Origin of the sequence: Paracoccus versutus, from assembly GCF_000763885.1 — a bacterium.
GTDB lineage: Bacteria > Pseudomonadota > Alphaproteobacteria > Rhodobacterales > Rhodobacteraceae > Paracoccus > Paracoccus versutus.
In genome coordinates this window covers 38,588-63,334 of the sequence record NZ_JRKO01000036.1, presented here as the reverse complement: position 1 = coordinate 63,334, position 24,747 = coordinate 38,588, and the positions used below count along the sequence as shown (strand labels likewise).

Genomic DNA, 24,747 nt, shown 5'->3' with positions numbered 1-24,747 from the left:
GGTGTTTTCCGTCACCGTGGCGCTTGGCGCGCTGGCCGGCGCCACCGCCATGGGCGCCGCCTTCGGCCTGGTCCCCGCCATCCGCGCCGCCAGGCTAAGCCCCGTCGAGGCGCTGGCAAGCCAATGAGGAATTGAACCACCAACCGATTTTGCCTTTGCACGCCTGCCATCCGGATCTCCGCGTTCTCGTCCGGTCAGCCAGCCAGAACCATGGGCGGCAAACACGACGAGGGACAGGGCAGTAAGAGGAGGAACAGCATGGTCCGGGATTTTTTGCAGCCTCTGCAGGCATGTGGGTGTGAGGAGAATGGCCCATGAGCCGTGATGAATCCCCAACACATCGGATGACCGCCCGCAGCAGCATCGCCCGGGTCGGGCGGCGGATATCGCTGCTGTCGCTGACGCAGGTTCTCGCGGTGGCCGAACACCTGAACTTCCGTCATGCGGCCGAGGCGCTCGGCATGAGCCAGTCCAGCCTCAGCACGCGGATCCGCAACCTGGAAGAAGAGATCGGCATCATCGTCTTCGAGCGCCGCCACAGGGGCGTGCGTCTGACCGAGGCCGGGCGGGCCTTCGTGGCCGAGATCGCCGCCGGTCTCGGCCAGATCGACCACGCCGTCACCGAAGGGCCGGTCGAGGAAGCGGTTCCCGCCGTCATCGGGGATCATGTCGATATCGCCCTGGTGGTCGGCGATCCGCGTGCCCCGCAATGCCACAGCCGGTTGCTCTGGTCGGAGCCGCTGGTGTTGATGCTCGGCGAGAGCCATCGGCTTGCCGGGAGGGATGAGATCTTCTGGCGCGATCTGGACGGCGAGACCTTTCTGATCAGGCACGGTGGGGCAGGGCCGCTGGTGCGGGACCATGCCGTGCGGCGGATGGCGGAACATGGAATAACCCTGCATTTTCGCCGCGTCGACGTGGAACGGGACACGCTCATGCAGATGGTCGCCCATGGCGAGGGCGTCACTTTTTCCGGCACCAGTCTGAAGGCCTCGGTATCGGAAGGTCTGATCTGGCGCCGGATCGCGGATGACGACGAGCCGGTGCGGCTCTACGCGCTCTGGTCGCCGCAGAACCGCAGCAAGACCCTGCGCGATCTGCTCGCCCTCGCCGGAAAGACGCGGGCACGTTATCGCCCCGAAGATCGGTGCGAGCCATAGAGGCAGGATGAATCAGCAACGACACCAGCAGTATTTTCGGACTGGACAGCGCCGGCCGTCGAATATCGGCAGTCTCGTCAACCGGATCTTTGAGAGTTCCGGCCCGGCAGGGAAGCTCCGCGGCAGGGCGCAGGATCTGGTCACCACATATCTGTATCACGCACGGGAGGCGGCAGCGCGTAACGACAGCGTCGCGATGGAAGCCTGTCTGCAATATGCCGAGCATTACCGGCGGATCATGAACGGGATCAGGGAGGAGAGTGAGGAACGCCACCGGCAAGCGGCCCGGGACATCTGATCGCCCGTCCGAGCCGGTTCTTTCAGGCGAAGCGACCGCTGGCCTGGATGTCCGCCTTCCCATCCCAGGCCGGAGCTGCGACGAATGGCCCGGATTCGGACAGCGATCTGCGTCATGGCGGAGGTGGTCATTACAGAGGCGGGGCGGTAAAACGAGGCATCCGATCCATCCAGCCGGCGGTTTGCGACGGGATCGCCGCTACCGCCAAGCCAGAGACCATATCGGCAGAGATTCTTGGCTGGTGGTTTTCGATGACTGAAACATGGCAGGATTGCGTGATCGCGGGCGGCGGGCCCGCGGGGATGATGGCGGGGCTTTTGCTGGCCCGCGCCGGGCTGCGCGTCACCGTGCTTGAACGGCACCCGGATTTCCTGCGCGACTTCCGCGGCGACACGATTCACCCCTCGACCCTGCAACTGATGGTGCAATTGGGTTGGCTGGACGAGTTTCTGGCCCTGCCGCATCAGAAGGCCGCCGACCTGCATGCCGAGATCGCCGGGCGGCAGGTCACCATCGCCGATTTCAGCCGCTTGCCGCTGGAGTGCCGCTATATCGCCTTCATGCCGCAATGGGATTTCCTGAATTTTCTGGCCGCGAAGGCCGCCGGTCTGCCCGGTTTCACCCTGATGATGGGCCATCGCGTCACCGCTCTGCTGCCGGGCGGCGGTGTCGCGTGGGAAAGCGATAGTGGCACGGGCGAAATCCGGGCGCCGCTGGTGATCGGCGCCGACGGGCGGCATTCCGTGGTCCGGGCGCAGGCGGGGCTTGAGGTGATCGACTTCGGCTCACCCGTCGATGTGGTCTGGCTGCGGCTGTCGCGCCTGCCCGACGATCCGGCCCCGGCGATGAGCCATGCCGGGCCGCAGCAGGGGCTGGTGCTGATCGACCGGGGCGATTTCTGGCAATGCGGCTATGTCATCCGCAAGGGCAGCTTCGACGACGTGAAGGCCGCTGGCCTGCCGGCCTTTCGTCAGGCGCTGGCTGCGCTGGCGCCTCTGCCCGCGGATCGGTTCGAGGAGATCGCCGATTGGGATCAGGTGCATCTGCTGTCGATCCGCATGGACCGCTTGCGGCGCTGGTGGGCGCCCGGCGTGCTGTGCATCGGTGATGCCGCCCATGCGATGTCGCCGGTCGGCGGCTTCGGCGTCAACCTTGCCATTCAGGATGCGGTGGCGGCGGCGAATATCCTCGCCCGCCCGCTGCGCGAGGGGCGGCTGCGCGATGCCGATCTGGCAAAGGTGCAGGCGCGGCGGATGTTCCCGACCCGCGCCACCCAAGGCTTGCAGCGGATGATGCGCCGCAAGCGCAACGCGAAGGGCGAGGCCGCGCCGCGCCCGCCGGGCTTCGTGCGCCTGATCGCCTGCTGGCCGGTGCTGTCGCGGCTGATGGGGCGGCTGATCGGTATGGGCTTCCGCCCCGAACGCATAAGGAAGGACCCGAGCCATGAGCCAGGCTGACGCCCGCCCCGTTTCTAACCGGCTCTTCGACCTCTTCCGGCTGGTCGCCGTAGTCGAGGGCGTGACGACGATCCTGCTGTTCCTAGTCGCGATGCCGGTGAAATACGCGCTGGACAATCCCGCGTGGGTGCAGGTGATGGGGCCGGTCCACGGCTATGCCTTCCTCGCCTATGTCGCGCTGATGATCGCCGCGCTGTGGGGGCGGGGGTGGAGCGTGACCGACTGGCTGCGCACCTTCGCCGCCTCGCTGTTCCCCTTCGGTACCTTCCTGAACGAGCCTTTCCTGAAGCGCCGACGGACCCGCGCATGACCCGTCCCGCGCGGCAATCGACTGCCCTGCGCTGGCTGTTCCTGGCGCTGGGGCTGTTCTTCACCGGGCTCGGCTTCGTGGGGGCCTTCCTGCCGGTGCTGCCGACGGTGCCCTTCCTGATCTTGGCAGCGGCCTGTTTCGCGCGATCCTCGCAGCGGCTGGAGAACTGGCTTCTGGCCCATCCGCGCTTTGGCCCGCTACTGCGCGACTGGCGCGAGCGCGGGGCGATCCCGATGCGGGCGAAATGGATGTCGCTGGGCGGCACCATGCTCGGATTCGGGCTCTTTCTTTGGGGCGGTCGTCCGGGCTGGCTGCTGATCGCACTCGTCGGCGGGCTGATGGGATTCGGGCTGGTCTATGTGTTCACAAGGCCGACGGCATGAAGGGCGAGCATTGCAGCCGGATGCCCGCCGCAACCCGTCCTTTTTGCCGCCGATAGTATCCGGCAGCCCTCCCGGGTGCGATTTCCGGTTGATATCCGTGGGGGCACCCATCCTCTGATCGGCTTCGTATCATTTGATGATCGGAGTCCCGATGCGCGGAGGACGAATCCTTTGGGGCCAAATCGCTGTCGTCTTCACCATCGTTCTGGTGGTGGTTCTCCTTCGACGCCTATGCGCCCGCGATCTTCGTCGAAGGTGCGATCATCGCAACGTCCGGCGGCTTCCTCGCCATCGCTGCCGCCATCTTCATGTCGATCATCCGGGCGCGGGAAGCGCGCAACGTCGCCACATACGGATCGGCGCGATGGGCCGAGGAAAAGGAAATCCGCAGCCTCGGCTTGCTCGGCCTCGATGGCGTGGTGCTCGGCCGTTACGACAGGGACTATCTGAGCCATGACGGTCCCGAGCATGTCCTATGCTTCGCCCCGACCCGCAGCGGCAAAGGCGTCGGGCTGGTGGTGCCGACGCTGCTGACATGGCCGGGAAGCTGCATCGTCCATGACATCAAGGGCGAGAACTGGACGCTGACAGCGGGCTTTCGCGCGAAGCATGGCCGCGTCCTGCTGTTCGATCCGACCAACGCCAGATCGTCCGCCTACAACCCGTTGCTGGAGGTGAGACGGGGCGAGTGGGAGGTTCGGGACGTTCAGAATATCGCGGATATTCTGGTCGATCCCGAAGGTAGTCTCGATAAGCGCAACCATTGGGAAAAGACCAGCCATAGCCTGCTGGTCGGCGCGATCCTGCATGTTCTCTATGCGGAGAAGGACAAGACCTTGGCGGGCGTCGCCAATTTCCTGTCCGATCCGCGCCGCCCGGTCGAGGCGACCTTGCGCGCTATGATGGATACGCCGCATCTCGGCGAGGCCGGCGTTCATCCCGTCATCGCGTCGTCGGCCCGCGAGCTGCTGAACAAGAGCGAGAACGAGCGCAGCGGCGTCCTTTCCACGGCCATGTCATTTCTCGGCCTCTACCGCGATCCGGTGGTCGCGCGGGTGAGGGCGCGCTGCGACTGGCGGATTGCCGATCTGGTCGGCAGCCGCCAGCCGGTCACGTTCTATCTGGTCGTGCCGCCGTCCGACATAAACCGCACCAAGCCGCTCATCCGCCTGATCCTCAACCAGATCGGCAGGCGGTTGACCGAGGAATTGACCACCTCCGGCACGCGCCATCGCTTGCTGTTGATGCTGGACGAGTTTCCGGCGCTCGGCCGGCTCGATTTCTTTGAATCGGCGCTCGCCTTCATGGCAGGCTACGGCATCAAAGGCTTCCTGATCGCGCAGAGCCTCAACCAGATCGAGCGCGCCTATGGGCCGAACAATGCCATTCTCGACAACTGCCATGTGCGCGTCAGCTTCGCCACGAACGACGAACGCACCACCAAGCGGGTGAGCGACGCGCTCGGCACCGCGACCGAGCTGCGCGATTCCACCAACTATGCCGGGCACAGATTGGCCCCGTGGCTCGGGCATCTCATGGTGTCGCGGCAGGAGACGGCCCGGCCGCTGCTCACGCCGGGCGAGATCATGCAGCTTCCGCCAACGGACGAAATCGTTATGGTCGCGGGCACGCCGCCGATCCGCGCGACCAAGGCCCGCTATTTCGAGGATGCGCGGTTTCAGGAACGCATCCTGACCCCGCCCGATCTGGTCGCCGCTCCGCTGGCGCCCAGCCCATCCGCCGATGATTGGTCCGGCCGCGTGGTCGCGGTGGAAAACCATTCTGCGACCGACGCGGCAGACGGGACCGAGGGCGATCCGGCCAATGCCGGCATCCGCCGCGAGCCGGAATTGCCCGAGCATGAGGAAATCGTCGCCCTGCCGCCATCGCCCGAACAGGAGTTCGAGTTTCTGGACGACGAGCCGGACGTTGACGCGGCCAAGGCCCGCACTATCCGACAGCGCATGAGGATGGTCGCACGGCAGGTGGCGATGAACCCGGATGACGGCATCGAGCTTTGAAGGACCGCCCATGACCACGCGCACCCGCATGAACGTCTATTTCGATCCTGAATTGTTGAAGCAGGTCGAAATGCTGGCGCTGCGCCGCAACGTGTCGAAATCCGCCATCGTCGAAGCCGCCGTCGCCTCCTTCCTTTCCGGTGACGCGGCGGATCGGCTGGAAGCGGCCATGTCGCGCCGCCTGGACAGGATCGGCCGTCAGATGGACATGCTCGACGAAGATCTCGCGGTGCTTGGCGAAACCGTCTCGCTGTTCGTCTATTTCTGGCTTGCCGCCACGCCTCCGCAGCCCGAAAGCGCCCAAGCCTCGGCCCGAGCCAAGGGGGCCGAGCGGTTCGAGGGATTCATGCAGACCCTCGGCAAGCGCCTGGCAACCGGCGACAGGTTCCTCAAGGAGCTGTCGCGCGATATGCCTGCATTCTCCACACAGGATGAGCCGTCGCGCGGAGCGAGCATCGACGACATCTTGAAAAACCCATCACGATAGGTTATCTGATCCCATGGTCACCATCCACCGCGCGCATGGGCTGCGCATCGTCATCTATACCGACGACCACGAGCCGGCGCATGTGCATGTGTTCGGCGACGGTCACGCCAAGATCAACCTGGCCGGACCCGAGGGCGGGCCGGAACTGGTCTGGGCGGAGGACATGAAGCGGAACGAGCTGCGGCGCGATGGCTGTCGTGACCGAACACAGGGACGCATTTCTGGCACGATGGAGAGAGATACATGGCTGACCTGACCGATGCCGCAATCGACGCCGCGCTGGAGCGGGGCCGCATGGCGCGCGCCAATGAGCCACGCGCCGCCGCCGCACGCTACGACCGGGCTTCAGGCCGGGTGATCGTCGATCTTGAGAACGGCTGCACCTTCGCCTTTCCGCCGCGTCTGGCGCAGGGGCTTGAGGGGGCGACGGACGACCAGCTTGCCGCTGTCGAAATCCTCGGTCGGGGCTATGGGCTGCATTGGGAGGAACTGGACGCCGATCTGTCCCTGCCGGGACTTATGGCGGGCATTTTCGGCACGAAGGCATGGATGGCCCGGCGTGCCGGACAGACCACCTCCGCCGCCAAGGCCGCCGCGGCCCGTGCGAACGGAGCCAAGGGCGGCCGTCCACGCAAGGCGATGCAGTAATAAGGATAATCCACATGCGGCTGTTCGTGCTCGGCGCGTCGGGAGGGGTCGGCTCCAGCCTGCTGGAACAGGCGGCGGCGCGCGGCCATCGCATCACGGCGCAGACCCGGACGGCGGGAAGGATCACCGAGACGGCGGCGGTGCGGGTGGCCATCGGCTCGCCGGTGAATCGGGCCTTTCTGGAGCGGCATATCGGCGGACAGGATGCCGTGGTTCAATGCCTCGGCATCGACGGCATCGGCCGGACCAGCCTGTTCTCCGACGCGACCGGGGCGCTGCTTCCGGTGATGAAGGCGGCCGGGGTGAACCGACTCGTCGCCGTCACGGGCGTTGGTGCTGGCGAGACGCGCGGCCACGGTGGCTGGCTCTATAATCGCATCATCTTTCCGCTGTTTACCCGGAACCGCTATGCCGACAAGGACCGGCAGGAGGCCCTGATCGAGCAAAGCGATCTGGACTGGACGATCATCCGGCCAGCCCCGTTTGCGACGAAGGCCGTCCCGGGGTCATTGCAGGTTTACACGGAAATCCCGCCGGGATTACAGCTTAGTTCGATTACCCGCGCCGAAGTCGCCTCGTTCATTCTGGACAGTCTGGAGAAGGGCAGCTTCATTCGGCAAAAGCCGTTCGTCGGTCACGCCTGATCCGGGTCCGGGGGTGAACAAAGAGCCGGCGGGTCATTTGCGACCCGTCCCATTCACCGCCGATTACCGCCGATGCCCGCACGGGCACAGATACTTGTTGAAGCTGCTCATTTCCGGGCTTTCTTAATCGACCCCATCGCCGGGGTCGTCTGTCGCGTCCCCGCCGGAAGCCGGGGCCGACATGACCATCAACCACCACAGACAGGAAGCGATTCAGCGCGGCGCGCGCATGTTGCGCACCGCGCTCGGCCCCGCCATTGCCCGGCTGCTTGCAGACCCGGCCGTGGTCGAGGTGATGTTGAACCCGGACGGCCGCCTTTGGGTGGACCGGCTGTCCGAAGGGCTTTCCGACACGGGCGAACGGCTGTCCGCCACTGACGGCGAGCGCATCGTCCGGGACGTGCTGGCCACCCATATCCTCAAGCAGACCGGCTCGTACGAGCAGGCAAGCTATGCGATCCAGGACATCCCCGAGATGGTCGCTCAGCACTACGGCCGCTTCCTGCCCCAACACAAGGCGGAGATCGCTGCGAGAATCCTCAATCAGGTCTGGGCGGCTGCATAGAGTGATGAAGGAACTAACTGATAGTTGGGTAACGAGAATGGCGGAGAGCGAGGACGATAAGGGTTACGAAGGAGGAGTGGGGGCTTCGAGCGCCCGGATCGCAGATATGAAGCCCGATGAGGGCGCCATCTCGCAGAATCCGGCAGTTGCCGGAACTCGGCCTGGAGAGGTCTTTGGAATGCTTGGGTTTGGGGGAAAGGCTCGAACTCTGGAAGAGATGGAGCTTGGGATTCTGACTGAAGCTAGACATCATAGGCGGTGAATGCCACAGGACAACCTTTGAGTTTGGGCCTCATGCCTTTAAATGGGTTGCGAAGATGAGGGCCTTGGATCCTATTTTAATAAACAGAGGCTTCAAGCGAGTGTTGGTCTCGGTGATCGCCTGCTTCCGCGACCACTGAAACCAACACACCCATAGCGTCCGCTGTGGGTGTGTTAATTTTGCGTTGCAGCGGGCCGAAACAGGTTACCTGCAGCAGCTTCATTACGATTTATACGGTCTTGTGCTGCTTTTGTGTCATAGTGGTCCTCCTTCATGGTTAAAACTGTACTTCCAGGTGAGCTCCTTCAATGAGGATGGACCAGAGAGGCGCCCTTTAGGCCGGATCGTAGCGTGGATTGTCGAGGAAATAGTCCTGACGCCGTTCCACCAGTGCAGCGACGGCAGCAAGCAATGCGCTGTTTGATTTTGCGCCAGACTGTGCCGCGCGGCATAGCGGAAACCAGGTTCCGTGCGCGACATCGAAGAGATTTTCATCATTGGGGCCGAGATATGCAGCCACAAGGCCGATGGGCTCCGGTGCGGTCGCCTGCATGCGGCCAAACGAGCGCTCCATGAGATCGGCGGGCAGCCAATCCGTCTCGATATCGGGAAGTTGCTCCGCCAGGCCGTCAGGCCCGATTATCCGCACAAGACCAGCCGGTCTCCAGGCTTCGCGTGGGCTTTGGTCGGAAACGATGAGGTGCGCGATTGCGACATAAGGAAACCCGAGCTTCTGAAGGGCGGTTGCCTGGGTAACCCCAAAATCATTCGGCGACTTGCCTTGTTTGGCGAAGCTTGCCCTGACGATCTTGATTTCGATGGCTATCGTTCTATCCAGAACAAGCTCGTTCCCCTCGTAGGGAACGATGAGGAGATCAATGTCGCCTGGGAATGTTGCGCCAGGAACTAATTCGGCAATCGGCACAGCTGGGCGAACGAGTACACCGCTGTCCTGCGGAATTCGATCAAAATAGCCGGGCTGTAGGCCCCAATATGATAGTCCAAATAGCTTACGCCGCGTAATAAATGAAATTGTCGCCGCCAGCTCATGGCGATGGCGAAGCATCTTCACTGGAATGGCGAACGCCGGCTCGCCGTCTTGCAGGGGCCGTGCCCGATTCGTTAAACGGTATCGCATCGGCGGTATGCTCAGGAAAGCCAACATTCTTGGCAGGTTTGCCGTACATTCGGAGGGTAGCACCAAAATGTGGAACCTTCCCGACCTTTTCTTCGTACCCTTTGATACAGGCGCCATCTTGCGCCGCGCGTCGCTGCCGGTTGGCGCCCAGCCTGAGCTCGAGGCGATCACGCTGGAAGAGGCCGAGACGGTGCGGAGGCCAACCCGGCGGGTGGGGCGGTTCCGCAGCATTCCTGCATCTCCTGTTGGCTTACCGGTTGATCGCCTGTTGGAGTGCCGCAATCCTGACAAGAATTTCACCGAACGATGGCGGAGTCTGATTGAACATCATCGGCGCCATCGCCCGATAGTCCGCGCGCAAGTCCTTGATCCGGGCGTCGTCCGGCATAAGCCGCAGCGTCCCCGGCCGAGCCGTGTCGTAGCTGGATCAGCCTGACCGAAAGAAGGTCGCCTTGTGCTTCGCCACCTGCGCCAACAGATCGAAGTCGCTGACAGCGGCCTGACCCTCTCCTGTGTCGAGGAGCATGGCCAGGTCGTAATAGTGCCGCGAGAAATACTGCGGCGTTGGCAACTGGGCCGGACGATGCGCTTCCGTGTGGAGGGCAGTGGCCTTCTATTATCATTTCCGCAGCAAGGACGATCTGATCGCCGCCTGGCTGGAGATGCGGGACCAGCCCAATCTGGCGGCTTTCCCGCATTGGTTCGCGAGGGCCAAGGGCGATCTGGCCGACAAGGTCCAGGTCATCTTCGACAATCTGGCCCGTTCCGCCCGCCGCCGCGCATGGAAGGGCTGCGGTTTCGGCCACATGCTCGGCCACGGCCTGCCACAGCGTTTCCTTGGTCGGAAAATGTCGAAACAGCGCAGCCTGCGTCTCACCCCAATTGCCGATGCGACCGCTCCTGTCGTCACCCGGTCCGGGCCGATCCCGTCGGCTAAATCCAGGACGGCAGCAACAATCTCGGCCTTGCGAAGCTCCGCTGACTTGCGCACGCGGCACCTCTTTAGTTAGCGATCAATCACAAACATACTCAGGCGGACTCATGCGATGCGTCAATCATCGGGCGTCTTCTTCTGCAAGAAAGAGGCCGGCCCGCCTCGGCCCTCGACGTGGCGAGTATTCAGCTTTGTTCGATCAATGCCCTCGGGTCTGACAGAATGAGCACGCCATCGCCTTACGTCGTCAGGCCAAGGGCAGCTCCACCCACGGCCGCCAGCAAAACCACAACCCACGGCGGAGCTTCCCAGGCCATCAGCGCCACGAAGCAGATCATGGCCAGCGCGAAGTCCGGCATGCCGCCGATCGCGCTTGTGAAGACAGGTGAATAAAGCGCAGCGCCGAGGATTCCGACGACGGCGGCATTGGCGCCCTGCATGGCCGACTGCGCCCATGTCGTACGGCGCAACTGATCCCAGAAGGGAAGTGCCCCGATCAGGATGAGGAAGCCCGGAAGGAAGAGTGCGGCAAGAGCGATTGCCGCGCCAGTGACGCCGTTCGGGGCCGGTCCCATGACCGCCCCGAGCCAGGCGGCAAAGGTGAAGAGCGGCCCCGGCACCGCCTGCGCGGCGCCATAGCCCGCGAGGAAGGCGTCATCCGACACCCATCCCGGCGTGACGGTTTCGGCCTGCAACAACGGCAGCACGACATGCCCACCGCCAAACACCAGCGAGCCGGCGCGATAGAAGCTGTCGGCCAGCGCCCATCCCTGCGCCTGCCCGGCCAGGAGCGGGAGACCAAGCAGCAAGATGGCGAAGAGTAGAAAGGCCATGAGGCCGGCTGTCCGTGAAACCGGCACAGGCAGATGCCCGCCGGTCGCAACCTGCCCCTTGCTCAAGGCGAGCCCGGCGATCGCGCCAAGGAGAATGGCGGCCATCATACCCATGGCGCCCGGCGCCCAGGCGAGCAGAAGCACGGCTGCGACCGCGATCGTGGCGCGCTCTTTGTCGGGGCAGAGGTTTTTGGCCATGCCCCACACGGCCTGCGCGACGATGGCGACGGCGACGATCTTGAGGCCATGCAGGACGCCGAGCGCAAGCGGGCCTTCGAGGCGTGTTGCGGTCATGGCGAGGCCGAGAAGGATCAGGGCAGATGGCAAGGTGAAGGCGAGGAAAGCCGCAAAGGCGCCGCCCCAACCCGCCCGGGTCAGGCCAAGTGCAAAGCCAACCTGGCTGGAGGCGGGACCCGGCAGGAACTGGCATAGTGCCACCAGATCGGCATAGGCGCTCTCGCTCAGCCATTTTCGCCGTGTCACCAGTTCGTCGCGAAAATAGCCCAGATGCGCGATCGGGCCGCCGAAGGAGGTGAGCCCCAGCTTCAGGAAGACGCGGAACACTTCGGAGACGCTTGCCTGCGATTGCCGGGGGCTGTGGTTCATTCGGGAGGCCTCGTTGGTTGACCATTTTTGCGAGCGATGATGCATGATCGGCACGGTGGGCGTATTCAGGTGATCGTTATCCGGTTGCGCTGCCGATAGCGACGCCTGTCGTAGCGGATCGTCTTGCCGCGCGACTTCCGGCCGGGAATGCAGGGCTTTATCCCTTTGTCTTGCAATGCATCCCTGAACCGGCCGGCGTCATGGCCGCGGTCGGCGATCAGCCATTCGGCGGCGGGCAAGCTGCCCAGGAGCGCCGCCGCACCGGTGTAGTTGTCGACCTGGCCAGCCGTCATGAAGAAGCCGAGGGGGCGACCTTTCGCGTCCGCGACGGCGTGCAGCGTCGTGTTCAGCCCGCCTTTCCTTCGCCCGACCAGACGCTCGCGTTGATCGTCGAGCCCCCTTTTTCCGACCGCAGGCTCGAAGCCGTGCGATGCGCCTTCAGGCAGGTCGCGTCCATCATCACGACCTTCTCCTCGCCCCCCTCGGAGGCTGATCCCTCCATCATCCGGCCGAACACCCCCTGTCGCCCCACCGTTTCCAGCGGTTGTAGAGCGTCTTGGGCGGGCCATGCTCCCGTGGAGCATCACGCCACCGCAACCCATTGCGGTTGATGAAGATGATCCCGCTCAGCACCCGCGGGTCATCAACCCGCGGCTTGCCATGGCTCTTCGGAAAAAACGGCCGGGCCGCTCCATCTGCTCGTCGGTCAGCCGGAAAAGGTTGCTCATCAGCACCCCCGTCAGCTCGGGTGCTTGAATCATCCAGGCCCGGCGGCATCAAGAAGATCAATGGGGCCTGACCCTATGAGCGGGCGATGGTCCTATCTGGCCCTAGGCCCGCAATTCGCGAGCGGCCTGCAGCCGATCGCAATCGTGGTGGCGATGCCATTGTTGCTGATCGGCGTCATCCTGGCACTGATGATCGCGGGCAGCATACTTGATGATCGGATGCATCATGCTGATGGGGCTGGTGACCAAGAAAGGCATCCTGCTGGGCCATTTCGCCAATCAGGAGCTAGCACGGGCTGGAACGGATCGCTGCGCTGGTCAGCGCCGGCGTGGCGCGGTTCCGGCTGATCATCATGACGACGCTCGCAATGATCTTCGAGATGGTTCCCCCTGGGCATCGCCATTACGGGCGGCGGCGCACAGCGTGTGCCAATGGCCTATGCGATGATCGGCGGGCTCATCAGTTTCACCATCCTGACGCTGGTCGTGATGCCGGTGATCTTATCCTATATCGACAGCGTCCCGGTTCATCCGGCCGTGCCCGTCGAAAGCGCTTGATGATCACGAGCATGAGCAGGGTGGGATGTTCACCCGCGCCGCAAACCGTCCCGCTCTTGCGCATCGGGACAGCCCAGAACCCGACGCGCCCATGTCCATGCCCAGGGCCGACCTCGACCCGGCCTTGCCGCCCTCGCCACTCCAGATCGCCATCCGCAGGGCCTGCGGGCTGGCGTGCCGAAGCCGGCAGGGTTCGGTTTCGTGCCGCGGCAGGACAGCGATGCACGGTCGTTCGTCGCCGTCCCTTGCCCTGCTATTCCGTCCCGGCAGACGCGGCCGCCTCGATCCGGGCGATGTCGATTCTCCGCATCGTCATCATCGCCTCCATCGCGCGCTTGGCCTTGGCGCGGTCGGGATCGGTCGTCAGCTCCATCAGCCGCTTCGGGGTGATCTGCCAGGAGTGGCCCCAGCGGTCCTTGCACCAGCCGCAATCGCTCTCTTGGCCGCCGTTTCCGACGATCGCGTTCCAGTAGCGATCGGTCTGTTCCTGGTCTTCGGTCAGAACCATGAAGCTGACCGCCTCGTTCGGCGTGAAGGCAGGACCGCCGTTGAGGCCGATGAACCTTCGGTTAAGGACGGTGAATTCGACGGTCAGCTCGTTGCCCGCCTGGCCGCCGGGATAGTCGGAGGGAGAGGCGTTCACCCGGTCGACATGGCTGTCGGGAAAGGTGGCGGCATAGAATGCGGCCGCCTTTCCGGCTTCGCCATGGTCGAACCACAGGCATGTCACGAGATCGGTCATCTCTGGTCTCCTTTGGTCTGGGGGTTTCGTACGGGATCGAGTGGAGTTTTCGTTTCCGGGGCCGCACGGTTTGCGCATGACGCTTTGCCGACGGCGATCCGTCGTCGCTATTGGTCGATTTCGGGCTGAACCAGGCTCGCAAGCTTGCGCAGGCTCTGCTGCCAGCCAAGGTAACAGGCCTCGGCCGGGATCAGGTCCGGCACCCCGGCCTGCTCGACGGTCATCTCGGTGCCCACCGACACGGGCTTCAGCGTGACGGTGACCCGCATCTCGCCCGGCAGGTTCGCATCGTCGAACCTGTCCGTGTAGACCAGCCGCTCGCCGGGAACGAGTTCGACATATTCGCCGCCGAAGGAATGGCTGTCCCCGGTGGTGAAGTTCCGAAAGGACATCCTGTGCTTGCCGCCGACCCTGGCATCCAGCTCATGGACGGTGCAGAGGAAGCCGAAGGGCGGAAGCCAGCTGGCAATGGCATCCGGTTCGATGAAGGCCCGATAAACCTTTTCGGGCTTCGCCGCGATGACGCGGTGCAGATTAATGGTGCTGGGCATGTCAGTCTCCTTTCGGGTTCGGGGTGTCGCCGCCCGCGCAGAACAGCAGCGTCAGGTAGCGGGTCAGATGGTCCATGCTGTCGGCGGCGACCTGTGGCCCGCCCTTTGCCTTGGCGAGGATGAAGGCGCCCTGCAGGACCGCCTGGATGTGGAGGGCGAGCGATTCGGGCGTCCAATCGGGCGACATGGCCCGGTCGCGCATCGCCGCCTCGATATCGGCCTCGAGTGTCCTGGCATGGGTGCTGATGCTGCGGTCGCAGGCGTCGCGAATGGCCGGAGCCGTCTCATAGGTCTCCTGCACCATGGTGCCGACGAGGCAGGTGAAATCGGGCACGCCGCCTTGCAGCAAGGCCTTGCGGAAGGCGAGATAGCCGAGCACGCGGTCGAGCGGATCGGCATGGTCGTGGTAGGGCGCAGCGGCGAACAGGGCGCCTGTCACCTCGGACCAATGCTCGGCGGCTGCGACGCCCAATTCGTCCTTGTTCCTGAAATGATGGAAGAAGGCGCCCTTGGTCACACCGGCGGCGGCGCAGAGCTCGTCGACCGTCGTGGCGGAATAGCCCTTGGCGCGGATCATCGACAGGGCGGCATCGAGCAGCTTGGAACGGGCATTGGGTTTCGCGGTCGGGGCGGGCATGTCACTCTCCTTGAGGATTAAAGATACCGACTGGTTGGTATGTAATCAAGGGTGAAGTGACGACGTGATGATGGAGAGACACCATGATGCGTTCACGAGCCGACTGATCAGGCGCATCACCTTCTCTCGGCCAGCATTCCAGAAAGGGGTTGCTTGGACTCGCTGCGGCGAGATCCGTGCCGAAACAGTGGCAATGCGGACTGGGGTTATCGCCGCAAGGACAGGGTGCCGCCGCCCACAATCAGCAACATCCCGAGGATCGAAATCGCGTCCGCACCTCCGAAAAGAGCAGTGAACCCTGCATAGGCGAAGTCGAAGGCTCCGATCATCGCTGATGCGGCGATGGCGATGACCATGAGCGGGCCCAGCTTCGGATTTCCATCACCCGCGCATGAAAAAACCCCGCCGCCACCGCCGCGGGATCGGTTCATCGATGGGGATGGCTTCAGAGACCGCGGGCGACGCGCTCGATATCGCCGCGGGTCAGGCCGATGTCGGTCAATTCGCGATCCGTCAGCCGGTTCAGTTCGCTGCGGGTGATGCGGGCGTCGTTCCATGCCGCGACCATCGCGGTCACGCGGGCAAAGACCTGGCCCAGGCCACGGGCAGCATGGCTATGGCTCATTTCGACAGCGGACATCTCGGCACCTTTTTTCATCTTGCCCATTCGGCGGGCATGTTTCGGACAAGGCGGATATAGGCCGGGCACCGGATGGGAAGTAGCCGTGATCCCGGCAAACCGGCCATGCATTCCGCGCTGCAGCATGGGCGGCCAGTCGGACGGATAGCAGCGCATCCCGACCCATTCCGGCCACTCGCGAGCCGCCGCCGCAGTGCGGCTTCCCTACCGCGGCCATTCGTGTTCGCCGCCGCGGGCATGGGGATATGCCGGACGCAAGCGGCCTGCCCTGATCAGCCGGCAGCGTCCGCGACCCCGAACGCCTGCCGGAAACCGATCCTGCCAGCCGGGGTGATCTCCAGTGCCCGCGTTCCGATGCGGCGCCGCACCCAGCCCTGATCCAGGGCATGGGTGCAGATGGCGGCGCCGAGAGCTCCGGCCAGATGCGGGCGGCGCTCGCTCCAGTCCAGGCAGGGACGGCAGAGCGGGCGGCGGCCGTGCATGTCGCGATCCGCCGCCAGGATGCCGAGGGCCTGCATCCTGGCTCGGCCCGAGCCCTGGCAGCTGTTCGCGGCGGCGCTGGCCAGCGGCGCTGGCTGGGTCGCGATGGGGGTGGCCGCCGTGAACGCGCTGATCGCGCCCTGGTTCATCCTGCGCCGTCCCGCCGCGCTCGGCATGGCCCATAACGGCGCGAGCCTGGGCGGGGTGATTTTCTCGCCGCCGTGGATCGCGCTGATCGCGGGCATCGGCTTTCTGCCGGCGGCCCTGGCCGTCGGCGGCGTCATGGTGGCCGTGGTCGCGACCCTGTCGGTGCTGGTGTTCCGGCACACGCCCGAAAGCATGGGGCAAAGCCCGGACGGCGTGCAGGGGGCCGATCCCCGGCCACGAGCGCCGCGAGGCGGTTCGCCCGCGCGCCGCTGGTTCTTTGCCGACGGCAAGTTCGTGACGCTGGCCGCCGGCATGATGCTGGGGCTCTTTGCCCAGATCGGGTTGCTGGCGCATCTGTTCTCGCTGCTGGTGCCGGTGCTGGGCGAGCGCATGGCGGGGCTGGCGATGGGCGGCGCGACGCTCGCCGCGATCCTCGGGCGTTCGGTGGTGGGCTGGATGATGCCGGTCTCGGCCGACCGCCGCCTGGTCGCCTGTGCCAGCTACGGCGTGCAGGTGGCTGGATCGCTGCTGTTCCTGCTGGCGGCGGGCGAGGGCGGGGCTCGGCATTGCGCTCTTCGGGTTGGGGATCGGCAATGCCACCTCGCTGCCGCCGCTGATCGCGCAGCAGGAGTTCACCCGGGCCGAGGTGGCCCGCGTCGTGCCGCTGATCGTCGCCATCGGCCAGGCCAGCCATGCCTTCGCGCCGGCGGCGTTCGGCCTGCTGCGCGGGGATGGCATGGTCGACGGATCCGGTTCGGTGCCGCTGCTCGCCTGCGCTGCGGCGATACAACTGGCCGCGATCGGCTGCTTTCTGGCGGGGCGGGTTGGAAGGCCGGGCCGCCGGGAGCAGGGGTGACGAGGATCGAGGCCGGCTCCGATGCTTCGGGCAGGGCAAACGCGCGCAGTCATCGCACGCAGCCCAGAACCGCCGGTCTGGCTCATCCCATGCTGCGTGGCTGCATTCTCCGAAGCTGCCGCTGACTGGCGCCGCGGCGAAATCCTGACCAGAATCGCCGCTCTATGGGACGGAACGGGCCTTCAATGGCAGGTCTTGTGCAACCCCTTATCCGCGTCCGGCACCTGCCTGCTGTCATTTCGCGCGATGGTGTCGTAGTGATGGCAAAACGATTCAGGTCAGATCATGCGCACTCATTTTGCCGCTCTTCTCGCTCTCGCTATCGCTACCGGCTGCGCGGTCGGTTCTGGTGCGGTGGTCAAGGGCGTCGGGTCAGACGATCTCCTGAAACTTCGCGCAGGCCCAGGCCTCAATCACAAGATCATCATCGGCCTGCCCGACGGAACGCGCCTTACCCGCCAGAACTGCGTCACGAATAACGGCAAGGTCTGGTGCAGAGTCTCGCTCACCGACAGGCCCGGTATCTGGGGTTACGTTTCAGCTGACTATCTGGCGCATCGCTGACAGCAACATTTCGCCCCGACGCTGCCGGGCGGCCTCGATGAATGCTGCACGCAAGGTTCCCGAAACCGCCACCCAGACGAGAGTACGGCGTTGTCCGCACATTAGGGTAAAGATGCGGGATAACCTGTCACCGACGGCATGTCGGATGGTTGTGCAAAGCTGAGACCTCCACTAGGCGACGTCCTGCCATGCAATGCCGGCGGACTGGTATAGCAGGATAGGGTCAAACATATAGGCAGACCTGCTGCGGATGATCGAGAATGGCAGCAGACGGCACGCGATTTCCCCAAGGTCTAGGGAGATACCTTAGCCAATTCACCCTGCGTTGGTGGTCCTCGTGGTGTGGTTCGGATTCGTTGCCACGTAAACGACGTCGCGAAGGCCATCGTCCGCATAGGCGTTCGCATTGGTGACATGGCCGTCATAGCCACCGACCTTGGTCAGCGTCCGGCCGTCGCGCCAGACCAGCAACAGGCCATGCTCTTCTTCCCAGGCGCAATTCGCTTCGACCATGACATACCAGCTGCTGTCGTCGCCGCGGCCTTTTCGCAGATCGAGAGTAGTCGGCGTGACATGTTTCCAGATGTCGGCAGGCGTTTCGGGAACACCCATCTGCTCGTCCAGCCAGTCTTGGCCGCCGACGGCTTCGCGGAAATCCCTATAATAGGCGAAGACATGGCGGGAATCCACGATCCGATCGGCGGGCGTGAGCATCAGGAACGTCTCCAGTGCCATTTCAGCGCCAGGATCCTCGGGATCGTCGATCAGCTCAACTTCGGCATTGTCGAAATACGGTATCCTGATCATGGCGCTATCTCCCTGGAATCATGCGTCGTGGGATCTTGGGGCAAGAAACATGATCCGCTTGGGCGGGGCAAGACGTCGGGTGCATTAGAGTTGCACAAAAATCCAGCATGCAGGGAAAGTTCTAACGAATCGCGTCAATCCGGCCCCCGGAAATTCGAGGGCGCATTATATCAGCGGTTCGAGAAGAACTGTTCGCGATTCCATGCTCATTTTGTATGGAAAAGTGGCGGCCTCCTTGATCGAAGCCTGGCGCCTGGCATCATTTGCGAACAATAAACTGCCCTTATCTAAACCGGTATAGCTGTAGAGTGCTTGACCCGACGCAGCACGAAGATTGACGACGAACTCGCAATGGAATCATGATCCAGTATTCCACGCATGAGTATCTTCTCGTAATCGGATACATCCTTTGCGACGAAGTGCAATAGGTAGTCCCTCTCGCCGCTGATAGAATAGAATTCTACAACATCTTCTTGCAGATCGATGAACTGCTCAAACGCAGCGCGCATGGCGCGAGCCTGGGCGTTCAATCGGATTTGGCAAAATACATCCAGGCCTCTCCCGAGTTTTTGGTCGCACGGCGGCCCCTAACACTCCGGCTTTCTCAAGGGCTTTGACGCGGCGCCAGCAGGATGCCGCAGACGAACCGACAGTTTCCGCCAGTTCCTGGCTGGAGAGATTGCCGCGCTTCTGAAGCGTCCGGATGATTCTCTGGTTTATCGGGTCGATCTGGTCCAGATGTTTCCGATTCTTCCAATTTTGTGAAATGAACATTTCAATAATGTAACCATACCCGGATGGGCTGAAAGAACTTTTCAGCTCGCAGATGCAAAACATGTCAGGAAAAGGCGTGCGAGAGGGAGGTCCGATGGCCAGAAGTTCGCTTAGCATTGCGCGACGCAACGCTCCTGACGTTTCCGTCGATTGGGTCGAGGTTCTGCGCCACATGGCCCTGAGCCGCGCGCTGGACGAGTTGGAGGAAACCCGTCTGGTTCCAGAAAAGAAGGTGCTCTACCAATTCTCTGCGCGTGGACATGACATGGCGCAGATCCTCCTGCGCATGCGCCTGGACGCACCTCATGACGCAGTTTGCGGCTACTATCGGTCGCGACCGATGCTGTTGTCGCTGGAGGTGGACCCTGAAGAAAGCGCTGGCTTCGGCTATGGGTCGCGCCGGCGGCTATTCGGGCGGCAGCGACATCGGTGTCGTCTTCAACTCTCCCAATCCTCGTGGTGCGACGGCGCTTCCCATGTGCGGTGGTGTCGGTGCGCAGTACAGCCCCATCGCAGGCTGGGCTCAGGCGATGGAATATCACGCCGAGGTGCTGGGCTCCGAGGGTCATGGGCGTTCAATCGGCGTGGTGCTGGGCGGGGACGGTTCCGTCGCCTCGAACGGGTTCTGGTCGGCTCTGACGATTGCGACGACGCAGAAGCTGCCGATGTTGTTCTATATCGAGGACAATGGCTTCGGTATTTCGGTGGCTTCGACGTTCCAGACCCCAGGCGGCAATATCGCGGCGAACCTGGCTGCCTGGAGAGGGCTCAAGATATTCACCGGCGACGGCACCGATCCTGAGGAGGCGGCGCTGCTGACCGCCCAAGCCCTTGCTTTCGTCCGCGAGGAACGTCTGCCTGCCATGCTGCGCCCGACCGTGCCGCGGCTTCAGGGGCATAGCTTTCAGGACACCCAGACATACAAGACTCCTGAGGTCGTTGAGGCGGAATGGGCACGCGATCCCTGGGCCAAGCTCAAGAATTACCTCGTGCCGGCGCTGATGAGCGAGGATGGCTGGAGGAAGGAGCTGGAAGCAGCCGCAGACCGCGCCGATGCTGTGCGTGAAGCGGCCGAGGCTCGGCCTGTCGCCAAACCTGAAACCGTGCTGCGCAACGTCTTCTTCGAAGGCGAGATGCAGGCGACGGGCGGTCTGATGCCTCAGGGCTGGGCCGCTCCCGCCAGCACCGATCTGGCGCGGCCCGAGGGGCAGCGCTCAGTATGGTCACGGCGATCCGTCGCGTTCTCGATCAGTAACTGGGGCTGAATCCCCGCATGCCGGTCTTTGGCGAGGATATCGGTCCCAAGGGTGGCGTCCACGCCGTAACGCTGGGGCTTCAGGAGAAATTCGGAACCGATCGCGTCTTTGACACATCGCTGTCCGAGGAGGGTATCATCGGCCGTGCCGTCGGCATGGCCCTTGCCGGCCTGTTGCCTGTCCCGGAAATCCAGTTCCGCAAAATATGCAGAACCGGCGACCGAACAGCTCAACGACTGCGGCTCGATGCGCTGGCGGACGAACAACCGGTTCGCGGCGCATATGGTCGTGCGTATGCCAGTCGGATTCTTCAAGTGCGGCGATCCCTGGCACAGCCAGACCAACGAGGTTGCCTTCATCCACAGCCCTGGCTGGAAGGTCGCTTCGCCCTCCAACGCCGAGGGCCTTCTGCGGACCAGTCTGCGCGGCAACGACCCGGTGATCTTCCTGGAACATCGCGCGATGCTGGACCACGCCTGGGCACGACGCCCCTGGCCGGGTGAAGATTACGCGATTCCCTTCGGCAAAGCGAAATTCGTGGCCGAAGGTAACGACGCGACCATCGTCACCTGGGGCGGGATGGTTGATCGTTGTCAGGAAGCGGCCGAAGGGTTCTCGGTGGATGTGATCGATCTGCGCACGCTGGTTCCCTGGGACCGGGAGGCGGTGCTGAACTCGGTCACCAGGACGCATCGTTGCCTGATCGTTCATGAAGACCTGCAAACCGCTGGTTTTGGGGGCGAGATTGTTCCGCATGACCAGATGCGGCTGGCTATTGCGTGAAACATGCTGAAATCCGTATCTGAAGCGCCTCAGGTGACGGCGGTCTTCGAGGCCGATTTCAGCGCCGTCATCGCACACCGCACTCATCGTAAAACGAAGTTCGAGGCCGATGGCATCTCACTGTCCTATGCTGCCTATATCGTCAGGGCGGCCGCAAAAGCCATGCTGGCCATGCCGCAGGTCAACAGCCGTTGGCATGCCGATAGGCTTGAAATTTTTAATGATGTGAACATCGGGATCGGCACTGCCCTGGGCGAGAAAGCCCTTGTGGTTCCGGTTAACGGCGTCGCGAACCGCGCCGAGGGATGGCAAGGACAGGACCACCGTTTCGCAGCGCTCCACGATTTCACGCGCCGACCCCGCCTGTTTCGCGCCCTACGCTGCCAGCGCCTCGACGGCGCTTTTGCGGATGTCGAAGGCAACCAGGTCGTAACCGCCCCGGATCAGGCGCATTGCCATCGGACGGCCCATGGCTCCAATCCCGATAAACCCAACTTCGGTCATCATATCCGCCTTGGTCGAGAGGTTATTCCTTCAGGGTCGATCCGGGGCCAGCCTTGGCCCCGGACCAGCGCGTCCGCACTACGCCTTATTCAGGTTCTTGTGTTCCAGATAGATCTGGATCGGAATCACCAGCGCCGACAGCGCAAGAACCAGCATCATGCACAGCGCGGCGGTTCCCGGCAGGTCGGGATAATTCCAGCGCTGATAGATCGCTGTCGCGACAACCACGTTGCTCGAGGTCAGCAGGAACAGCGGAAAGGTCAAGTCGCGCGCGCTATGCGCCACGATCCACAGCCAGGTATTGAGGATATGTGGCCAGATGATCGGGAACAGCACCTTGCGCAGGCTGGTTCCCCAACTCGCGCCGCTTACCGTGGCGGCATCTTCGAGCTCTCGGTGGATCTGGATCAATGCCCCGTTCATCGCCCGCGTGCCGAAGGACAGATACATGGCGATATGCCCGATCACGATCACCCAGATGGTTCCATTGAGCGGTGTCCTGAGGAACATCATCAGCAGCGCGATGGCCATGACGATTGGCGGGATCGCGGTGGGGGCGAAGGATAGCAGGTCCATGGCCCGGCCGCTCTTGCCGCCCAGCCGCACGGCGAACCAGCTGACCAGACAGGACAGCACGACGGCGAGGGTGGAACTCGTCAGGAACAGCAGTACGGTGTTGACGATGACGCGGAAGGTCTGCGGCTCGCTGAACACCCGGAAGTAGGCCGCAAAGCTGGCATCCGCGAGGGCGGCGAAGGACGGGAGCCTGTAGTAGGGGAACAGGCTGGCCCAGGCCAGCGTCAGCAGCGGCATTAGCATTAGGGCGAAGTAACCGCCCACCAGCAGGATCGCGAACACCTTCTGAAGCCCACGCAGGTGCAACAACTTGGGGCGGAAGCTCTTGCCGGTGACGGTGCGATAACGCTCGCTTGCATGAACCACGCGGAAATACATGAACATCAGCGCTCCGGCCAGGATCGCCAGGAACACGCCGAAGGCCGCCGCTAGCCCATAGTTCGGCAGGCCGAAATCCGGTGCCGCGGCCATGTAGATGCTGGTGGACAGGACCGGGGTCTGCGCGGTCAGGCCGATGATCATCGGCAGATCGAAATGCTGCACCATCGTCATGATCAGGTAGATCGAGATCGACAGCGTGCCGGGCGTCAGCAATGGCGCGGTGATCTTGCGCAGGATCACGAACCGGCTCGCCCCCGAAACGAACGCTGCGTCCTCAAGCGAGGGATCCATGTTGCGCAGCAGCCCGCTGACCATGATATAGGCCGTCGGAACTGCGCCAAGGCCGGCAATGACGGTGAGGGCCTGCATTGAATAGGGCGTGAATGGCGCCTGCTCGAGGTTGAAGATCGCCTTCACCATCACGTTGATGATGCCGTTGCCAGGGTTGAGCAGCAGGATCCAGCCATAGCCGAAGACCAGCGCCGGAACCGCCATCCAGGAAAACATCAGAATACGGACGGCGGTCCGTCCCGGCAGGTCGGTCCGCTCGGTCAGATAGGCGAAAGAGATGCCCAGAACGATGCCGATGGCAGAACTGCCCACGGCAAAGATGATCGTCCGCACGAACAGCGCGACGGTGCCCGAGCCGGTGAGGATCGAACGATAATTATCCAGCGTCAGTTCAGAGCCCGACAGGGGAACCGCGCCGGGGGGGAGAAAGCTGGTATAGATCAGCACCAGAAGCGGAAGCGCGATCAGCACGACCAGCAGGATCAGAAGCCCGTTGCGGACAACGAGCCGCGCGGTGCTTGAGGTATCGGGTTCCCACACCGCCTCCGTGGTAGCGCTGCTTGTGCGTGATATGCTCATGTCTACCCCCTCCTGCTGGCGGATTCGGCTGGAACCGCAATGCAGCATTCGGCTGGAAGCTGGACTTCAACCTCCTGGCCATTCGCAAGCGGCGCATAAGGATCTAGCGCGACGCGCATGACTTGCCCGCCAAGGATCACATCGGCCTCGATGAGGTCACCCAGGAAGGTTTGGCTTTCGATCCGCCCCACGAAGGTATTCTGGCCGCGCGTCGCATTTCTGGCGGCCACGGTGCGGACGACGTTCGGACGCACCACCAGCGCCACATCGGCACCGGGCGTCAGGCCGGAGGCGACGTTGCAGGCGACTTCACCGAATGAGGTCGTCACATGGCTGCCCGAGGCCGAAAGCTTGCCGGGGATCAAGTTGCTGCGCCCCATGAAATCGGCGGTGAATTCGGTGTTCGGGCGCAGAAAGACCTCCTGCGGGCTGCCCTTCTGGACGATATGACCGCCGCGCAGGAGCATGACCGTGTCGGACATCGACAGCGCCTCGAGCTGGTCATGGGTCACGAAGATCGTGGTGATCCCCATGGACTTCACCAGGTTGCGGATCTCGATGCGCATCACGTCGCGCAGCTTGGCGTCGAGGTTGGAAAGCGGCTCGTCCAGCAGGAGCAGTTCGGGCTGGTGGACAAGGGCGCGGGCCAGCGCAACACGCTGCTGCTGACCGCCGCTGAGGAAGGGGGCGGGACGTTGCGCGTAATCCTGAAGCTTCACCATCTCCAGTGCGTGCATGACGCGCTTGTCGACGTCCTGCACGCGCTGCCGCGCTCCATGGACCAGCGGAAAGGCGACATTCTCGAAAACGGTCATATGCGGCCAGATCGCATAGGACTGGAACACCATCCCCAGGTTGCGGTGGCTCGCCGGTACGAACAACTTCTGGGCAGAACTGTAGACGACCTTTCCGGCCATCTCGATCGAGCCCGCCGTCGGGGTTTGCAACCCTGCGATGCATTGCAGGATCGTCGTCTTGCCGCAGCCGCTGGGGCCGAGCATCGTAAAGAAGTCGCCCGCTTCCACCTCGAACGACACATGGTCGATCACGGTATGATCGCCGAACGACTTTAAGAGACTATCGACTTTCAGCATGTAATTCTCCTCTCCCCGAAGGAGGGCGCACTTTATCCTGGCACGGGCGCGAG

At 63.4% G+C, this 24,747-nt stretch carries 30 protein-coding genes and 5 pseudogenes; 19 read left to right on the top strand and 16 right to left on the bottom strand.

Annotation, left to right across the window (positions count from 1 at the left end):
* Window positions 1–344 precede the first annotated feature (344 nt).
* From IT40_RS16620 to IT40_RS29640, 11 genes and pseudogenes are all read left to right on the top strand, one after another.
* Complete coding sequence (locus tag IT40_RS16620) at window positions 345–1,160, top strand: LysR family transcriptional regulator (RefSeq protein WP_036757577.1); 816 nt, start codon at window positions 345–347, stop codon at window positions 1,158–1,160.
* Window positions 1,161–1,167: 7 nt separating this feature from the next.
* Window positions 1,168–1,458, top strand: a complete 291-nt coding sequence (locus IT40_RS16615) for a DUF4167 domain-containing protein (protein WP_052096072.1) — start codon at window positions 1,168–1,170, stop codon at window positions 1,456–1,458.
* 251 nt (window positions 1,459–1,709) lie between these two features.
* On the top strand, window positions 1,710–2,915 hold the full coding sequence (locus tag IT40_RS16610; RefSeq protein WP_036757575.1) for an FAD-dependent oxidoreductase: 1,206 nt from the start codon (window positions 1,710–1,712) through the stop codon (window positions 2,913–2,915).
* Window positions 2,902–3,225 (top strand): DUF3817 domain-containing protein, encoded by a 324-nt coding sequence (locus tag IT40_RS16605; RefSeq protein WP_036757573.1) that lies wholly within the window; start codon window positions 2,902–2,904, stop codon window positions 3,223–3,225. Before IT40_RS16610 ends, IT40_RS16605 begins: the two co-directional genes overlap by 14 nt.
* Window positions 3,222–3,608 carry a YbaN family protein gene (locus IT40_RS16600; RefSeq protein ID WP_036757570.1) on the top strand — a complete coding sequence of 129 codons (387 nt, stop codon included), beginning with the start codon at window positions 3,222–3,224 and terminating at the stop codon, window positions 3,606–3,608. Before IT40_RS16605 ends, IT40_RS16600 begins: the two co-directional genes overlap by 4 nt.
* 200 nt (window positions 3,609–3,808) lie before the next feature.
* Window positions 3,809–5,629: pseudogene (locus IT40_RS16595) on the top strand (conjugal transfer protein TraG); the annotation flags it as partial.
* Window positions 5,630–5,639: 10 nt separating this feature from the next.
* On the top strand, window positions 5,640–6,116 hold the full coding sequence (locus IT40_RS16590; protein WP_036757568.1) for a ribbon-helix-helix domain-containing protein: 477 nt from the start codon (window positions 5,640–5,642) through the stop codon (window positions 6,114–6,116).
* 13 nt (window positions 6,117–6,129) lie between these two features.
* Window positions 6,130–6,372: a DUF4160 domain-containing protein gene (locus IT40_RS27750; RefSeq protein WP_181180967.1), complete on the top strand. Its 243-nt coding sequence runs from the start codon at window positions 6,130–6,132 to the stop codon at window positions 6,370–6,372.
* Entirely contained in the window at window positions 6,360–6,764 is a 405-nt protein-coding gene (locus IT40_RS16580) for a DUF2442 domain-containing protein (RefSeq protein WP_036757567.1), read from the top strand. The genes IT40_RS27750 and IT40_RS16580 overlap by 13 nt, the downstream gene beginning before the upstream one ends.
* A 14-nt stretch (window positions 6,765–6,778) precedes the next feature.
* Window positions 6,779–7,408: an NAD(P)-dependent oxidoreductase gene (locus IT40_RS16575; RefSeq protein ID WP_036757565.1), complete on the top strand. Its 630-nt coding sequence runs from the start codon at window positions 6,779–6,781 to the stop codon at window positions 7,406–7,408.
* Between the two features lie 229 nt (window positions 7,409–7,637).
* Window positions 7,638–7,826: pseudogene (locus tag IT40_RS29640) on the top strand (P-type conjugative transfer ATPase TrbB); the annotation flags it as partial.
* A 743-nt stretch (window positions 7,827–8,569) separates the two neighbouring features.
* On the opposite strand, the gene IT40_RS28765 reads toward IT40_RS29640, so the two are convergent.
* The gene (locus IT40_RS28765; protein ID WP_147307343.1) at window positions 8,570–9,604 is read right to left on the bottom strand and encodes a hypothetical protein; all 1,035 of its coding nucleotides are present in this window, start codon (window positions 9,602–9,604) and stop codon (window positions 8,570–8,572) included.
* A 374-nt stretch (window positions 9,605–9,978) separates the two neighbouring features.
* On the opposite strand from IT40_RS28765, the gene IT40_RS29635 reads away from it, so the two are divergent.
* Entirely contained in the window at window positions 9,979–10,383 is a 405-nt protein-coding gene (locus tag IT40_RS29635; RefSeq protein WP_052096069.1) for a hypothetical protein, read from the top strand.
* Window positions 10,384–10,546: 163 nt separating this feature from the next.
* Here IT40_RS29635 and chrA read toward each other — a convergent pair whose 3' ends face one another.
* From chrA to IT40_RS28760, 3 genes and pseudogenes are all read right to left on the bottom strand, one after another.
* Window positions 10,547–11,746: a chromate efflux transporter gene (gene chrA / locus IT40_RS16555; protein WP_036757560.1), complete on the bottom strand. Its 1,200-nt coding sequence runs from the start codon at window positions 11,744–11,746 to the stop codon at window positions 10,547–10,549.
* 71 nt (window positions 11,747–11,817) lie between these two features.
* Window positions 11,818–12,474: pseudogene (locus IT40_RS27725) on the bottom strand (IS5 family transposase); the annotation flags it as partial.
* Between the two features lie 102 nt (window positions 12,475–12,576).
* Window positions 12,577–12,723: a hypothetical protein gene (locus tag IT40_RS28760; protein WP_157034085.1), complete on the bottom strand. Its 147-nt coding sequence runs from the start codon at window positions 12,721–12,723 to the stop codon at window positions 12,577–12,579.
* Between the two features lie 183 nt (window positions 12,724–12,906).
* Here IT40_RS28760 and IT40_RS30530 point away from each other — a divergent pair, with 183 nt between their 5' ends.
* The gene (locus tag IT40_RS30530) at window positions 12,907–13,032 is read left to right on the top strand and encodes a hypothetical protein (protein WP_275600370.1); all 126 of its coding nucleotides are present in this window, start codon (window positions 12,907–12,909) and stop codon (window positions 13,030–13,032) included.
* Window positions 13,033–13,285: 253 nt separating this feature from the next.
* Here the strand turns inward: IT40_RS30530 and IT40_RS16540 are convergent, their stop codons facing one another.
* From IT40_RS16540 to IT40_RS29630, 6 genes are all read right to left on the bottom strand, one after another.
* Window positions 13,286–13,774 (bottom strand): VOC family protein, encoded by a 489-nt coding sequence (locus tag IT40_RS16540; RefSeq protein WP_036757558.1) that lies wholly within the window; start codon window positions 13,772–13,774, stop codon window positions 13,286–13,288.
* A gap of 107 nt (window positions 13,775–13,881) precedes the next feature.
* A complete protein-coding gene (locus tag IT40_RS16535) occupies window positions 13,882–14,325 on the bottom strand; it encodes an SRPBCC family protein (protein WP_036757556.1) in 444 nt (147 codons plus the stop codon).
* Window position 14,326: 1 nt separating this feature from the next.
* Entirely contained in the window at window positions 14,327–14,962 is a 636-nt protein-coding gene (locus tag IT40_RS16530; RefSeq protein ID WP_036757553.1) for a TetR/AcrR family transcriptional regulator, read from the bottom strand.
* 206 nt (window positions 14,963–15,168) lie between these two features.
* The gene (locus tag IT40_RS28755; RefSeq protein ID WP_157034084.1) at window positions 15,169–15,318 is read right to left on the bottom strand and encodes a hypothetical protein; all 150 of its coding nucleotides are present in this window, start codon (window positions 15,316–15,318) and stop codon (window positions 15,169–15,171) included.
* 89 nt (window positions 15,319–15,407) lie between these two features.
* Window positions 15,408–15,602: a DUF1127 domain-containing protein gene (locus IT40_RS16525; RefSeq protein WP_036757600.1), complete on the bottom strand. Its 195-nt coding sequence runs from the start codon at window positions 15,600–15,602 to the stop codon at window positions 15,408–15,410.
* Window positions 15,603–15,874: 272 nt separating this feature from the next.
* The gene (locus tag IT40_RS29630) at window positions 15,875–16,231 is read right to left on the bottom strand and encodes a hypothetical protein (protein WP_208855404.1); all 357 of its coding nucleotides are present in this window, start codon (window positions 16,229–16,231) and stop codon (window positions 15,875–15,877) included.
* Here IT40_RS29630 and IT40_RS29625 point away from each other — a divergent pair.
* Together IT40_RS29625 and IT40_RS27710 are read left to right on the top strand one after the other, a co-directional pair.
* Window positions 16,119–17,210 carry an MFS transporter gene (locus IT40_RS29625; protein WP_338117897.1) on the top strand — a complete coding sequence of 364 codons (1,092 nt, stop codon included), beginning with the start codon at window positions 16,119–16,121 and terminating at the stop codon, window positions 17,208–17,210. The two genes, IT40_RS29630 and IT40_RS29625, sit on opposite strands and share 113 nt — an antisense overlap.
* A 160-nt stretch (window positions 17,211–17,370) precedes the next feature.
* The gene (locus IT40_RS27710; protein WP_084197214.1) at window positions 17,371–17,649 is read left to right on the top strand and encodes an SH3 domain-containing protein; all 279 of its coding nucleotides are present in this window, start codon (window positions 17,371–17,373) and stop codon (window positions 17,647–17,649) included.
* 315 nt (window positions 17,650–17,964) lie between these two features.
* Here the strand turns inward: IT40_RS27710 and IT40_RS16510 are convergent, their stop codons facing one another.
* The 3 genes from IT40_RS16510 to IT40_RS30870 all read right to left on the bottom strand — a co-directional run bounded on the left by IT40_RS16510 (window position 17,965) and on the right by IT40_RS30870 (window position 19,230).
* Window positions 17,965–18,456 (bottom strand): DUF6985 domain-containing protein, encoded by a 492-nt coding sequence (locus IT40_RS16510; protein ID WP_036757551.1) that lies wholly within the window; start codon window positions 18,454–18,456, stop codon window positions 17,965–17,967.
* A 287-nt stretch (window positions 18,457–18,743) separates the two neighbouring features.
* Entirely contained in the window at window positions 18,744–18,986 is a 243-nt protein-coding gene (locus tag IT40_RS30875) for an Lrp/AsnC ligand binding domain-containing protein (RefSeq protein ID WP_420874799.1), read from the bottom strand.
* Complete coding sequence (locus IT40_RS30870; protein ID WP_420874805.1) at window positions 18,949–19,230, bottom strand: Lrp/AsnC family transcriptional regulator; 282 nt, start codon at window positions 19,228–19,230, stop codon at window positions 18,949–18,951. The genes IT40_RS30875 and IT40_RS30870 overlap by 38 nt, the downstream gene beginning before the upstream one ends.
* A gap of 305 nt (window positions 19,231–19,535) precedes the next feature.
* Here IT40_RS30870 and IT40_RS29610 point away from each other — a divergent pair, with 305 nt between their 5' ends.
* The 4 genes and pseudogenes from IT40_RS29610 to IT40_RS30865 form a co-directional block, all read left to right on the top strand.
* On the top strand, window positions 19,536–20,495 hold the full coding sequence (locus IT40_RS29610; RefSeq protein ID WP_208021390.1) for a thiamine pyrophosphate-dependent enzyme: 960 nt from the start codon (window positions 19,536–19,538) through the stop codon (window positions 20,493–20,495).
* 8 nt (window positions 20,496–20,503) lie between these two features.
* A pseudogene (locus IT40_RS30525) lies at window positions 20,504–20,629 on the top strand (alpha-ketoacid dehydrogenase subunit beta); the annotation flags it as partial.
* A 103-nt stretch (window positions 20,630–20,732) separates the two neighbouring features.
* The gene (locus tag IT40_RS30520; RefSeq protein WP_275600369.1) at window positions 20,733–21,269 is read left to right on the top strand and encodes an alpha-ketoacid dehydrogenase subunit beta; all 537 of its coding nucleotides are present in this window, start codon (window positions 20,733–20,735) and stop codon (window positions 21,267–21,269) included.
* A gap of 3 nt (window positions 21,270–21,272) precedes the next feature.
* A pseudogene (locus tag IT40_RS30865) lies at window positions 21,273–21,539 on the top strand (2-oxo acid dehydrogenase subunit E2); the annotation flags it as partial.
* A 105-nt stretch (window positions 21,540–21,644) separates the two neighbouring features.
* Here IT40_RS30865 and IT40_RS27700 read toward each other — a convergent pair.
* The 3 genes from IT40_RS27700 to IT40_RS16490 all read right to left on the bottom strand — a co-directional run bounded on the left by IT40_RS27700 (window position 21,645) and on the right by IT40_RS16490 (window position 24,694).
* The gene (locus IT40_RS27700; protein WP_166443848.1) at window positions 21,645–21,773 is read right to left on the bottom strand and encodes an NAD(P)-binding domain-containing protein; all 129 of its coding nucleotides are present in this window, start codon (window positions 21,771–21,773) and stop codon (window positions 21,645–21,647) included.
* Window positions 21,774–21,851: 78 nt separating this feature from the next.
* A complete protein-coding gene (locus IT40_RS16495) occupies window positions 21,852–23,648 on the bottom strand; it encodes an ABC transporter permease (protein WP_084197211.1) in 1,797 nt (598 codons plus the stop codon).
* Entirely contained in the window at window positions 23,603–24,694 is a 1,092-nt protein-coding gene (locus IT40_RS16490; protein WP_036757545.1) for an ABC transporter ATP-binding protein, read from the bottom strand. The genes IT40_RS16495 and IT40_RS16490 overlap by 46 nt, the downstream gene beginning before the upstream one ends.
* Window positions 24,695–24,747: the final 53 nt, after the last annotated feature.